Here is an 11,876-nt window from a genome sequence, read left to right on the forward strand (position 1 = left end):
CCTTCGTCATAGCGATCTCAAGCCGGATAAATGATCGGGCATCGCGATCAGACATGGCGGTTGGCACGGCGATCAGCCACTTCGGTCAGCCGTAATGATCAGCCATCCGTGAGTGCCGCCTGGATATCCAGTACCGTTGCGCTCGGGTAGGCGCTGTAAAACGGTTCAATTCCGCCCAGGTCGTTGGCTTTGACGTATTCCCGGAACTGGCTGCGGTTGCGCTGAACAGGAAGCGGCGGCGCCCCCTCCATGTGCTCGAGAAGCGCGTTAAAAATGTCGCCAATCTCGTCTATGAATTCATTGAGATAGTCATCGAAGGACCCGTCATAGGTGGTTATGATCGCGAGCTTGGTATTGTTTTCGAGGAAGACGAAGCGTGCAAAATGCACGATCCTGAGCTTGTCCAGCGCAATCCAGATCGGGTTTTGTTCCGGTGGAGCGGATTGAATTTCCTGGATACGGGCGTTGAGCGCCTCGAAGTCTTCGGACGATCGGATCGTCATGATCAAGGTCAACGGGCTCTGGACCGGTTTTCTCCTGGTCGCGCCGGGATCGGCGTCATCGCTCTTGCCGGTGCTAAAGTCAAATAAACCCATATCGCGTCTCCTCGGATTGCCTCATGATCGTGACCGGCTCCAGCTCCAGCCCCAGCCCCTTGTTATTGCCAGTCGCGCATACAGTGGACTCATAAATCGTCCCGGCTATTCGCCTGGATAATACTATTATGTGTATAGGGGCTTTAATGGCTTTTTCAGCCGGCCTGGCGCACAGTCGAACACGGTAGCCAGGCATTCAAAAACAGCCGATGAGCTTTGCTCAAACCCGCGATTGGGCGATAATAAACGACAAACCCTCAAGCTGAAAATGGATCGTGATGAAAAGATTTGAAATCACGTGTGCCGCTGTGCTTATAAACCTGTTTCTGGGTAATGCCGTCGTCGCCGGGGATGAAACGCGGACCGGCAGGGTATCAGCGCCAGCCTCGATCTCGAGCAGAAATTCCGACGCGCTCTCCGCCAAGAACATTGCCGTCCGGGTACGGAACGATGGTGAACAGATTACCGTGGAGGCGACCTTTGTTGTCCCGATTCTGCCTGAGCAGGCATGGGCGGTTTTAACCGATTTTGACAATATACCCAACTTTAATTCCGGCGTTATTTCCAGCAGGGTCACGGGCAGAACGGGCAATCGCGTGTGGGTTTCTCAAAAGGGGGCGACAAAGTACGGCTTTCTTACTTTTTCCTACGACTCAAAGCGGGAAATTGATTTGTTTCCTTTTAGCAAGATTCAAGAGCGTCTGACGAGCGGCAGCATGCGCAAACTGGAAGAGACGACACAGCTAACTCTCGAAGGGGATCAAACCCGCATAACGTATCATGCGGTTTTCATTCCCGGCACCTGGATTCCTCCGATGGTGGGAAATGCTTTCATAAAGCATGAAGCGCGCGAGCAGTTCGCGGAACTCGTCAATGAAATGATCAGACGCAACCAGGTTAAAATCGCCAGCCGCGAGCCATAGCTGCACGGTTGAAGATAATTGTCTTGTGTCCGTAGAATCTCATTTTCCCATGCAGGATGCGTTTGCCGCAGGGAGATTGCCTGGACGTCTCGGCGCTTCAGCGTTTCAGGTCTCACGTGATTGATCGGCCGACGCCCCCTCAGGCGCGGCCGGCGTTTTAGGCCTTATCTCGCGCAGCAGCAAGGGCGTTTCCGCGCGGCTCTTGACAGGCCCGCCGCTATCATCGATTCTGTTGGACTGCCCGTTGAAAGCGGCATTGTCTTTCCCGTTCACATGCAAATGATAGGCCTTGATCAGTAGCGAGATGCCTATCCAGCCGGCGATCAGCACAAAAGGAACCGTTATCAGCAACGGATGCAGGAGCGCGGCCACAGCCAGCGATAACAGCACCGCGCCGCCAAACAGCATGATTTTTGCCTCGGCCGCGCCGAGAACAAGCTTGTTGGTAATCGCGGCTCCAACGGTATTTCCCACCCGAATCGCCCCCGCCGTCAATCGGCTGGCACTTCCGCGCCGGGGTTGACGCAGCCCCCTGGGTTCAGGTGGAGCCGGTTTGTTCGCCCGGGAGCTGGCAACCGGGCGTACGCGGTTTTTCTCGCTGAGCACGATTTCGGTCGCGTTGTCCAGGTCCTGGAGGTACATCTGCTCCATTTCGTCCCCAAATTCAAGGTTTTCCACGGCCACATCGAGTTCCCAGTTTCCGATCCAGCTCGCCAGGTTGAGATTGCTTGAGCCGACACGGGCCCAACGCCCGTCTGCGACGGCAGTTTTGGCGTGAAGCATTGACCCGTTCCATTCAAAGACGCGCACTCCGGCTTCCAGCAATGGTCGATAACCCGCGCGCGAGATCGGCCGCAAAAACCTGAGATCGCCGCTTGATCCTGGAACAAGCAGCCGGACATCCACCCCGTCCATTGCCGCGCCCCGCAATGCCTGAACATAGCTTGTGGTGCCGACGAAGTATGCGTCGGTAAGCCAGAGTGTTTTTTGCGCCAGCACTGCGATCAACTGTTCCAGCCGATATAATCCGGCTGTCGCAGCGCTGTCTCCAAGGACTCTTATGTCTACCGCTCCTACTGTCGGCAGCGAATCCCGCGTCGGAATTTCGTGCGCAGGCAGCTCCGGCCCGGTCTCAGCCCACGCGCGCGAAAAGGAGTGCACGATGTCGGCTACCACGGGGCCACGTACCTCGACGCCTGTATCGCGCCATGGCGGAATATTCTTTTCCGGAAAACCCGTCCACATCCGTCCGACACATAACCCGCTGACATAGGCAACGCTACCGTCCACGCAGAGCGATTTGCGGTGCAGCCGGCTTAACCAGCCCAGGGGACTGTCGAAGCGCGGCGGATTGAAGCATCGAACCTCGACGCCTCCTTCACTCAGGCGCCTCCAGAAGGCGTTACCCGTTTCCGTAAGGCCGCCCATCCAGTCGTAGATCAGCCTTACCGTCACACGTTCCTTTGCCTTCGCAATAAGCGCGTTAGCAAACTGCTCGCCGATGTCATCGTCGCGAATAATATAATTTTCAAAATGAATCGTTTTATTCGCGCAGCGGATCGCTTCCAGCCAAGCTGGATAATTCTCTTCCGCGTCCCTGAGCAGGCGAATCCTGTTGCCGTGAACGAGCGGCGCGCCGGCTGCGCGCGAGAAGGCCTGAGCCGCCAGGACGCGCGGCGTGGACGTCGCTTCGCGGGGGGATTCGTTCAGCTTCGCGTTGGCCATGTGTATCTGGCTAGCTCGTGTGCGTGGCGCACGATATGTGCAGCCAGCAAAGGCGTGGAAATATGATTGTGATTGTAGGACTTTCTCAATCGCTGACCTCTTCGCCAAACTTGGAGTCGACATAGCAACGCATTGCCGCTACCAGTGGCGTGAGTCCTTTTTGCCGGTTTCGGCCCGACCTCATGTAGGCTACGCAATGTTCCGATCCCGGTTCAAGGCTGTGACCCAGGTTTATCCCCTCCCTCTCTATGATCGGCCCGCCTTGAGACCAGTCAGCCGACGGCTCCCAGCGCACATGGTCGATGAGGCAATGTGCGTCAACTACATGCACCTCCGCTGCGCCGTTGGCCTTGGCCACCCAGTAATCGAGCAGCTCATCCTTAAGCTCGGATACTTTCATTAGATTTCCCTTTCACCGTTTCCGGTATGTCATAGCTGGCCGGTTTCCAACGTATTGCACTGCCTCAGGCTGCCGCTTTTCAGCCCGCGCGAGAACCAGCTCACTCGCTGTGCGCTTGTTCCATGGGTAAAGGTTTCGGGCACAACCGTGCCCTGGCTCTTGCGCTGCAGCGAGTCATCCCCGATTTTTGCGGCGGCATTCAGGGCTTCTTCAATGTCACCTTGCTCGAGCCATCCCTTCGATTTCTGCGAATGAAAAGCCCAGACCCCGGCAAGGCAATCCGCCTGCAGTTCAACCCGAACCGATAAGGAATTCGCCTGGGCTTGCGGTGCCTGCCTGCGCAGGCGGTTAACACGGTCCGAAATCCCCAGAAGGTTCTGCACATGGTGACCGACTTCGTGCGAGATTACGTAGGCCTGGGCGAAGTCCCCGGTAGCGCCAAGCCGGCTCTCCAGCGTGTCGAAGAAATCAAGATCGATGTAGATGCGCTGATCGTCCGGGCAGTAGAACGGTCCCATCGCGGCGCTGCCGTGGCCACAGGCGGTTATGGTCGCTCCGCGAAACAGCACCAGCTTAGGCGCCTGGTAAGTGGCGCCCTCCTGCTGCATGAGTCCTGCCCACACATCTTCGGTATCGGCAAGCACAGTTGAAACAAAGGCCGCGTGCCTGTCGTCGGGTGGTGGAGCTGGTGCCGGCCCTTGCTCCTGGATTGCGCCACCGCCCGAGATAAGGCTCAGCATGGTGAGCGGATCCACCCCGAACAGCAAACCGCCGAGCAGCGCCACGATAACTGTGCCGATGCCGATGCCGCGTCCGCCGATGCCATACCCGCTGCCCCGGCGATCCTCGACGTTGCTACTCTGACGTTGGCGCTCCCATTTCATGCGAGGTTCCTCATCCGTGTAACAGGAGACATGTGCTCCCTTGCTTGATCGCGCCTATGGCTAAGCCACGTCCGATCTTGATTACGCATGTTCATACAGCTTTCCCTGTATAAAAAGGCAATGCGTGAAAATTATAGTTCCAGGTCTACCACAACATTCAAGTGGTTATGGCGAACCTCCGTGTTCGCGTTCCAGTCGTCCTCGCGGGGAAAGTGCGCCAACGGTGCGCAGATCATCATATTTAGCACAGATCGGCACGGACCGGTGGGGTTATCTCCACGGGGTTAGTTCCATGCAGCGACTGATGAACACTTTACCGACTCATTGCCACACATTCAATGATTCAATGGTTGAGTTTCGCCAGGTCTGCTTTTAATTTTGCGATGCGTTATCATATGCATGTACCCTTGCTCGTTCTGATCGGGGCATTCGAACATGAATATCAGCGCGAACAGATACCACGTGGATTTGCACCACTTTTATTACTAGATTGCGGAGGCATGATGAAAAGAATGATTCAAGTTGGCATGCTGTTGCTTGTCATCCCGGCACTGTCCGGTTGCTGGCTCCTTGCAGCGGGAGGAGTTGGGGCGTACGGCGGATACAAGATGAAAGAGGAAGGCTATACAGTTCAGAACCCGGTGAAAAAGGAAGCGCCCGCCGAGTCATCGAAATAGAATCGGTAGATCAGGGGTTGATGGTGGTCGGGCAGGGCAGGTAGAACGGAGTTCGTGCGCGCGAAAGCAGCACGTAAAATCCGCTTACTGAGTTGCAGGACGCGGCGTCCATGTTGCCACCCACTGTTCAAACTCGCTTGCGGTCATCGGCCAGGCATAGAGATAACCCTGGCCTTCCTTGCATAGGACGCCTTGCAGAAACTCCGCCTGCGCTTTAGTCTCCACTCCCTCGGCAATAATCCGGAAGCCCAGGCTGTTCCCCATCGCTACGATGGCTGTGGCGATGGCTTCAGCGTCGGTATTTCCCGGCAGGCCATGTACAAAGGATTGGTCAATCTTCAACCGGTCAACCGTGAACTGCCGGAGAGATGAGAGGCTTGAGTAGCCGGTTCCAAAATCGTCGATCGCCACTTTTACCCCCAGTCCAGCCAGCTGCCGCAATTTTTCCAAAGCAGGCTCCACCCCTTGCATTACCACGCTTTCGGTGAGTTCCAGTTCCAGTCGTTCGGGCGGCAGCCCCGATTTCTTGAGGGCGCGCTTGACGACATCGATAAAGTCTGTCTGGCGGAACTGGACTGCCGAAACGTTGACCGAGATACTCACTTCGAACAGGCCACGGTCGCGCCAGAGCCGGGCCTGCTGGCAGGCTTGATACAACGCCCATTCGCCAATTCCCAGTATCATTCCACTGTCTTCCGCCACGGGTATGAAACGCTGAGGGGGAATCAGCCCTTGCGTCGCGTGCCGCCACCGGAGAAGGACTTCTGCGCCAATGACGTGTCCAGTCTCAAGCTCAATTTGCGGCTGATACACCGGGAACATCTCACCGCGTTCGACCGCTCCGCGGAGATCGCGCTCCAGGCTGAGCCGTTCAAGCGCCCGTGCTGTCATGTCCTCGGAGTAGAACTGGTACCGGTTGCGGCCCGATTGCTTGGCCGTGTACATGGAGGCGTCTGCGTTTCGAATCAGAGTGCTCGGCTCGGTGCCATTGTCGGGATAGATGCAAATGCCGACACTTGCGGTCAGCGACAACTCATGCCCCTCGATATGGTACGGCTGCGATAGCGTGAAAATAAGCTTTTCCGCGACGCGCGCCGCATCTTCCGCTGACTCGATGTCGCTCAGAAGAACGACAAACTCGTCGCCGCCTACGCGGCTCACAGTATCGACGCTGCGAATCGCCGCCTGCATGCGTTCGGCTACCACCTGAAGCAGGCGGTCGCCAATCTCATGACCTAGCGAATCATTGATCGGCTTGAACCGGTCCAGGTCCACGAACAGTACGGCGAGGCGGCCCAGCACGCGCGCCGCGCGTTTTATCGCCACTTTCATGCGGTCTGAGAGCAGCGCGCGATTTGGAAGCCCTGTAAGGGCGTCGTAGTGGGCAAGGTTCAGGATACGCCGCTCCGCCGCCTTGCGCTCGGTAACATCACGTGCAAGGACAATGAACCGGGGCGCCATTCCGGGATGGACATGCTTGCGTGAAACCGAAAGCTCGTACCAGAAGGTGCCTTGTACGAATTGCAGCTCCAGTTCCTTCCCGGACGAGAGGCCCTGCTCATTAGCCTCATGCAATGCGGATACGATTACCTCGCTTGCGCTCGGGGAAAGGACTTCGGAGATTTTTTGTCCAAGCAGCTCCTCAGCGCGCAAGGCGGGGAAGCCGGTGCGCGCGGAATGGTACGCATGACAGCGGCCCTCCAGATCAAGTTCGAACAGCAAGTCGGGTATGGCGTCGAGCGTGGCCTGCAGCTGGCTCCGGGCTGCCAGGATTTCCGCTTTCTGGTTTTCCTGTTCGGTAATGTCCCGAATCATGGCGACAAAGTAATGGGCGCTGCCGTCGTCCCGCCGCACGCATTTCACGTCGAGATTAGCCATAACAATAGTGCCGTCCTTGCGGATGAAACGCTTGTTCATCGCATACCCGTCGGATTCGCCACGCATCACTCGCTCGAACTCGGCAAGATCTTTTTCAATGTCTTCGCGGTGAGTCATTTCCAGCCAATCCTTTTCCGCAAGTTCATAGCGTGAATAACCCAGGATCTCGCATAGTTGGTTATTGAACCGCAGCCAGCGCTTGTTGTCGGGAGCGGTGATCGCCATGCCAATGAATGGCAGCTCGTAAAAGTATTTGAGAAGACGGTCCTGCTCCGCGGTGCGAATCGCCAGAGCCAGCTGGTGAGCGCGCCGCTGCTGGCGCCAGAGGCGCAGCAATACTACGCTGACCGCCGTAATCGCGAGCAAGACGACGATGCTGACCCAGAACACCAGGGTCCACAATTGCGTGAGTACCTCACGCTGGTCGATTTTGGCGATGAGATGCCAATCGGAGCCGGATATTGGCCGATAAGCGGCCAGCACCTGCTCGCCACGATAATCCACTCCATGCATCTCACCGTGGGGCGGCTCACGGGCGCCGATAGCTCTGGTCAAGTCGTTGCGGGCGGAGAGATCGATTTCTGCTGGCGGAGAAGGATGCTTGAGGTGGCGCCCGCCGTTGAGGTAATGAACAGTGTTGTTTTCCTGGCGTATAAGCAGGATTTCTGCGCTTTCGCTGCTGCCAGGCCATTTCTCGACCAGGGGGAGCAGAAATTTACCGAGATTTGCGCGCAGCACCACGAGCGCGACCGTTTGTCCGTTCGGCGGGTCAGAGACCAGCGGCAACACGTAATCCAGCCAGGCCCGGCCGTTTTTATCCAGATACAGATCGCTGCTCTGTGTTCGTCGGCTGCGCAACGCTGCAGACAGCAGCGTCTTGCTGACCTCCGGCGTGTCGGGTTGTTCGCCCAGCGTCAGCAGCGTGTGGCCCGCTGTGTCGAGGAGCAGTATAGACTCGTAGCTATAGGCTTTCATGATAGCCTCCAGCCGGTTGCGGATCAGTTGCCGATTCCGGTCCGCGCCTGTCTCTTGCATGCTTGCCACGCGTTCGATGAAGGCCTGACTGGCACCCAGCACCTCCGCATCGCCACCTCGTTCGTCCAGCCAGATTTCGATCTGCTCCGCCTTGAGATCGGCGATGGTATGAAGGTCATCATACATTCTTCGTTCCATCTCCGGCCCATATACCTTGACAATGCCGACGCTGACCAGGGGGGCGACCATCGCGAGGGATACAAACATCAGCATTAACCGGTTCAGCTGGAAGCGGACGGAATCGGGGGCCGGTATGGAAGGGGGAACGACCGTATCGCGGGCGAACTTCAGCAGGGCATAAAACAGACCGCTGCTTGCGATAACAAGGACCAGTTCCTTCATAAAATAGGCCTGGCTCCGCAATGTCGGATCGTCCAGCGTAAGCGAGATCAGATAGCCCGCAATCGCCATCCATAGCGTTGAAAAGCTGGCGTAGAGGAGAACGAGGAGCCAGACCGGGCGCCTCAGCATATGACGGTCGAGCAAGGTAAAATCATTATTATCTGCGGAATGGAAGAGCCCTCTTTAACGGGCAACTCTGAACAACACTTGATTGTTGAACACAAATAGAAGGAAATAGAAGGGCTCCAGGCTAATAGTTGAGCATCCGAAGCGTGGGCCCGTCTGTATGATTGTTAACACTTCATGCTTAGACACTGCATTAATTCAAAAATGCATGCGTTTATTCACCCCTGCACACCGTGCCTGTGCAATCAGGGTCACGTTATGCCTGCCGTGGTCTTATACTATTGCGACTCTGAACCAGCCTGCCGGGCAAGCGTCTCTTATTCATCGGTTTATGACATTTTTCGGAGGTATCCCATGAAAAACCGTAGTGCCAGTATGACTGCGCGCCTTTCCCCCCTTCTGCTTATTACGTCCCTTTTACCGGTGGAAGCAGCCGCTCTGGATGCCTGTCACAATATTCTCACGGCAGGTTTCTACGACGAGTATTCCAAGAGCGAGGCAAAGGTTAGAGACCGCTCGCTTTATGCGGAACTTTGCTCGCTCAACTATGAACAGGCCCAAGCCGCGATAAAACAAGCGCGGCAATCCGGGGATGATGGGAGGCTGGGACTGACGTATGGGCTTTTTACGCTGGATGACGACGGGGTCAACGAAGGCCTGAGCGCCGGGGTGGGGTCATCGAGCACTTCCCTCAGTGAAGATCGGTTCAGGCAGTGGAAGGCCGGGTATTGTTCAAAGAATTCAGAAGCGGAATCGTCTCAGGCCGCCGAGTTTTTAATACAGACGGTCACCACCGGGGCAGCGGTGGGTAGCGGCGCCACAGCCCGGGCTGTGCAGGCCTGGTCCAGTTGCATGAAGAAGCGCGAGGGATTGACTTGTTGGGCTTCGCCACGCGCGCCGGAAAGCGAAGAGTTTGTGCTGAATGTCAACTGGACAAAGACGGGCGTCAAAGAATTGCAGGCACAGCCCGAGGTGCAGTATTCTTATCTCACCCGAGGAGGACGCTCGAAATTGGACGGCGCGCCAGACAAAAGAATTTTACCCCCCGGGCATAAACTGGCTTCCGGAACCTCGCAGATCCCGGTAGAACGATCAACGGATAAGGGGATTACCGCCACCCTCAAGGTAAATCATGCGGGAACGGAACAGAGCTGCAATGTGTTTATTCCCGGCGATACCGATTTTACATTGTCGGCGCCGTTCATTAACCGGCTGAAATTGAAGTATCCGGGTTAAACGACCGACATTGAAGGGCTGGGCAGTGCTTCCGGACGATGCGACCCCGTAGTGGGAGACAGGCGTTCCGCCCGTAATCCATGCCGTGGCCTTGCATCCCTCCGCTGTCCGATCCCCGCTCCGCGGGATCTCTCGGGTCCCTCGCGCTACGCTCTCGATCGCTCCAGCGCCGCCATTCCCTCGAGGACATCTTCGAATTGCCGGGCGCGATAATGCGGCGACACGTTTTCGAACGATTTCGCGCCTTGATTCGAGTCGACGAAAATGGTTTTGATTCCGAGCAGCGCGGCGCCGTAAGTGTCGCGGAACATATCGTTGCCCACGCAAATAACCTCGGATGGCTCAAGGCCCATAATATCGATAGCCTTACTGAAGAGCCTTGAATCGGGTTTCCTGAAGCCATGACGGCTTGAGATGAGGACAGGGTCAAAGTAGCCTTCCAGCCCTACGGCGCGGAGTTCGGGGATTGCGTAGCAAGATTGGGCATCTGTTACCAACGCCAGCCGGTAACTGGCCTGTAATGTATTCAATACTTCTTTTACGCCTGGGTATAGTTGCAGCCGATTTCGCGATATCGCGCGATAAATCTGGGCAAGCACCTTCGCCAACTGTCCACGGGTGGGGCCGAACCTGATTCCTTCCTGCATCAGAAACTCATTCCATATCGCTTCCACGTCGATTTCCGCGTATTCCTCGCCACTCGCTTCCCGCTGCTGTTTCATGATGTGGTAATAGCGCTCCTGAACCTCGCCGCGGTGCAGATACACTCCGTGATATGTCAGGTAGTGGGCAATGGCGCGGTATATTTCATCCATGGATTCGTCTGTTTCAATGTCGATCAGCGTTCCGTAGAGATCGAATAAAATTCCCTTTATGATCATGTGATTACCTCAATGTTTTGCCGGCTTCATCCAGTAGTCGCCGGCTGTAGTGACCGCCAATCCACCCGTTGCGCGCGATACGGAGGAGGGTGAGGCCCGCATAAAAGGGGACACGGCGGGTGATCGATGCAAAAGCAGCATGGCGGTCGGGAAAGTGGCAGGCATATTCCCACAGGAAGTGCCCGATGAAGGGTTCCGCCAGCCATTTGTCACCCGCGTACTGAATATAGAAGTGCTGAAGCTCACCCACGACCCTGCCAAGATCGAACACCCGGTCCGCAGATTTCATCCGTTCCAGATCGATAACGATGACCCAAAGGCCGTCGCCGAAGAGGATGTTGGGCGGCGTGACATCGCTGTGTACGAGGACCTGCCGATCTTCCCACATGCAGCTTTGACCAACCCAACGCTCCTTGAGCTGCCGGAATTCCCGAACCTCGTCCGGGCCGAGGCGTCCTGCATTTATCAGGTTTTGAAGGATATGATCGAAATATTCGGAATCCTTGGTGAAGTCCACGGTGCGCTCATGTACGGTTCGATTGTGCAGGCTCGCCAGGAAATAGGCGAGCGCGGTGAGTTTTTCGAAAAGCGCCTCCCGTGCGCTGTTGCGGATGGCGTTGAGAATGAATGTGGCAAGCGACGTGCCGTAGCAGAATTCCTCCATCAACACCTTGTTCAGATTGGCGTTCCGCCCCAGAGGCCTGGCTACGTAGTGAGGGTAACCCGTAAATCCAATACTTCGCAAGTAAGTCAAATTGTTGAATTCCCGTTCCATGCGCCGGGTAGCAGCCTCGGGGTCCAGGTCTGGCAGGCCGCCGAAGAATTTCCCGATGACCCGCGTCTGACTTTGCTGATCTTCATACAGATACACATGATTCGACGCCGGCAGCTGATATACCCGGAATTCCGGAGAACGAGTTTTAACGCCGAGCTTCGGGACGATATCGTCCCGAAGGTACCCATACAAAGGATCGTCCGTGGATAGATGGCCGAGGTATTTCATGAACCTTGCAGTAGCTGTGTTGTAATAATTTTTATTGGTCCGTCTTCCGGCTTAGCCACGGATCTCCGCGAATGGCGAATGATCGTTACTGTACACAATCACAATAGTACAGAATAAGGAAACGCGCCCAAGTTGACGCGAGGTAGCGACGCTCTCTGGTTTAGGTGGCA

Annotated in this window: 10 protein-coding genes; 3 read left to right on the plus strand and 7 right to left on the minus strand. The window is 56.2% G+C overall.

Going from position 1 to position 11,876, the window contains the following annotated elements; all coding sequences use genetic code 11:
- Positions 1-98: 98 nt before the first annotated feature.
- Positions 99-596, minus strand: coding sequence for a hypothetical protein (locus tag C8R31_RS02865; RefSeq protein ID WP_107692537.1), 498 nt, complete (start codon positions 594-596; stop codon positions 99-101).
- Positions 597-874: 278 nt separating this feature from the next.
- Between C8R31_RS02865 and C8R31_RS02870 the strand changes: the two genes are divergently transcribed.
- A complete protein-coding gene (locus C8R31_RS02870; protein WP_107692538.1) occupies positions 875-1,519 on the plus strand; it encodes an SRPBCC family protein in 645 nt (214 codons plus the stop codon).
- Positions 1,520-1,624: 105 nt separating this feature from the next.
- Here the strand turns inward: C8R31_RS02870 and C8R31_RS02875 are convergent, their stop codons facing one another.
- The 3 genes from C8R31_RS02875 to C8R31_RS02885 all read right to left on the minus strand — a co-directional run bounded on the left by C8R31_RS02875 (position 1,625) and on the right by C8R31_RS02885 (position 4,528).
- Complete coding sequence (locus C8R31_RS02875; protein ID WP_107692539.1) at positions 1,625-3,244, minus strand: phosphatidylserine/phosphatidylglycerophosphate/cardiolipin synthase family protein; 1,620 nt, start codon at positions 3,242-3,244, stop codon at positions 1,625-1,627.
- An 85-nt stretch (positions 3,245-3,329) separates the two neighbouring features.
- Positions 3,330-3,644, minus strand: a complete 315-nt coding sequence (locus C8R31_RS02880) for a phage protein NinX family protein (protein ID WP_107692540.1) — start codon at positions 3,642-3,644, stop codon at positions 3,330-3,332.
- A gap of 29 nt (positions 3,645-3,673) precedes the next feature.
- On the minus strand, positions 3,674-4,528 hold the full coding sequence (locus C8R31_RS02885) for a neutral zinc metallopeptidase (protein ID WP_107692541.1): 855 nt from the start codon (positions 4,526-4,528) through the stop codon (positions 3,674-3,676).
- A gap of 500 nt (positions 4,529-5,028) precedes the next feature.
- Here C8R31_RS02885 and C8R31_RS15945 point away from each other — a divergent pair, with 500 nt between their 5' ends.
- Complete coding sequence (locus C8R31_RS15945; RefSeq protein WP_181320361.1) at positions 5,029-5,205, plus strand: hypothetical protein; 177 nt, start codon at positions 5,029-5,031, stop codon at positions 5,203-5,205.
- Positions 5,206-5,289: 84 nt separating this feature from the next.
- On the opposite strand, the gene C8R31_RS02895 is transcribed toward C8R31_RS15945, so the two are convergent.
- Positions 5,290-8,604 carry an EAL domain-containing protein gene (locus C8R31_RS02895; protein ID WP_258192505.1) on the minus strand — a complete coding sequence of 1,105 codons (3,315 nt, stop codon included), beginning with the start codon at positions 8,602-8,604 and terminating at the stop codon, positions 5,290-5,292.
- Between the two features lie 336 nt (positions 8,605-8,940).
- Between C8R31_RS02895 and C8R31_RS02900 the strand changes: the two genes are divergently transcribed.
- Complete coding sequence (locus tag C8R31_RS02900; protein WP_107692544.1) at positions 8,941-9,822, plus strand: hypothetical protein; 882 nt, start codon at positions 8,941-8,943, stop codon at positions 9,820-9,822.
- Between the two features lie 146 nt (positions 9,823-9,968).
- On the opposite strand, the gene C8R31_RS02905 is transcribed toward C8R31_RS02900, so the two are convergent.
- Together C8R31_RS02905 and C8R31_RS02910 are read right to left on the minus strand one after the other, a co-directional pair.
- Complete coding sequence (locus tag C8R31_RS02905) at positions 9,969-10,703, minus strand: HAD family hydrolase (protein WP_107692545.1); 735 nt, start codon at positions 10,701-10,703, stop codon at positions 9,969-9,971.
- Positions 10,704-10,707: 4 nt separating this feature from the next.
- Entirely contained in the window at positions 10,708-11,706 is a 999-nt protein-coding gene (locus C8R31_RS02910) for a phosphotransferase (protein WP_107692546.1), read from the minus strand.
- Positions 11,707-11,876 lie beyond the last annotated feature (170 nt).

The sequence above is a fragment of the Nitrosospira sp. Nsp2 genome (assembly GCF_003050965.1).
Classification (GTDB): domain Bacteria; phylum Pseudomonadota; class Gammaproteobacteria; order Burkholderiales; family Nitrosomonadaceae; genus Nitrosospira.

Excerpts from the sequence above, each read along its gene's own strand:
- C8R31_RS02865 (WP_107692537.1), bottom strand. The coding sequence starts at position 596 with ATGGGTTTATTTGACTTTAGCACCGGCAAGAGCGATGACGCCGATCCC.
- C8R31_RS02870 (WP_107692538.1), top strand. The coding sequence starts at position 875 with ATGAAAAGATTTGAAATCACGTGTGCCGCTGTGCTTATAAACCTGTTT.
- C8R31_RS02875 (WP_107692539.1), bottom strand. The coding sequence starts at position 3,244 with ATGGCCAACGCGAAGCTGAACGAATCCCCCCGCGAAGCGACGTCCACG.
- C8R31_RS02880 (WP_107692540.1), bottom strand. The coding sequence starts at position 3,644 with ATGAAAGTATCCGAGCTTAAGGATGAGCTGCTCGATTACTGGGTGGCC.
- C8R31_RS02885 (WP_107692541.1), bottom strand. The coding sequence starts at position 4,528 with ATGAAATGGGAGCGCCAACGTCAGAGTAGCAACGTCGAGGATCGCCGG.
- C8R31_RS15945 (WP_181320361.1), top strand. The coding sequence starts at position 5,029 with ATGATGAAAAGAATGATTCAAGTTGGCATGCTGTTGCTTGTCATCCCG.
- C8R31_RS02900 (WP_107692544.1), top strand. The coding sequence starts at position 8,941 with ATGAAAAACCGTAGTGCCAGTATGACTGCGCGCCTTTCCCCCCTTCTG.
- C8R31_RS02905 (WP_107692545.1), bottom strand. The coding sequence starts at position 10,703 with ATGATCATAAAGGGAATTTTATTCGATCTCTACGGAACGCTGATCGAC.
- C8R31_RS02910 (WP_107692546.1), bottom strand. The coding sequence starts at position 11,706 with ATGAAATACCTCGGCCATCTATCCACGGACGATCCTTTGTATGGGTAC.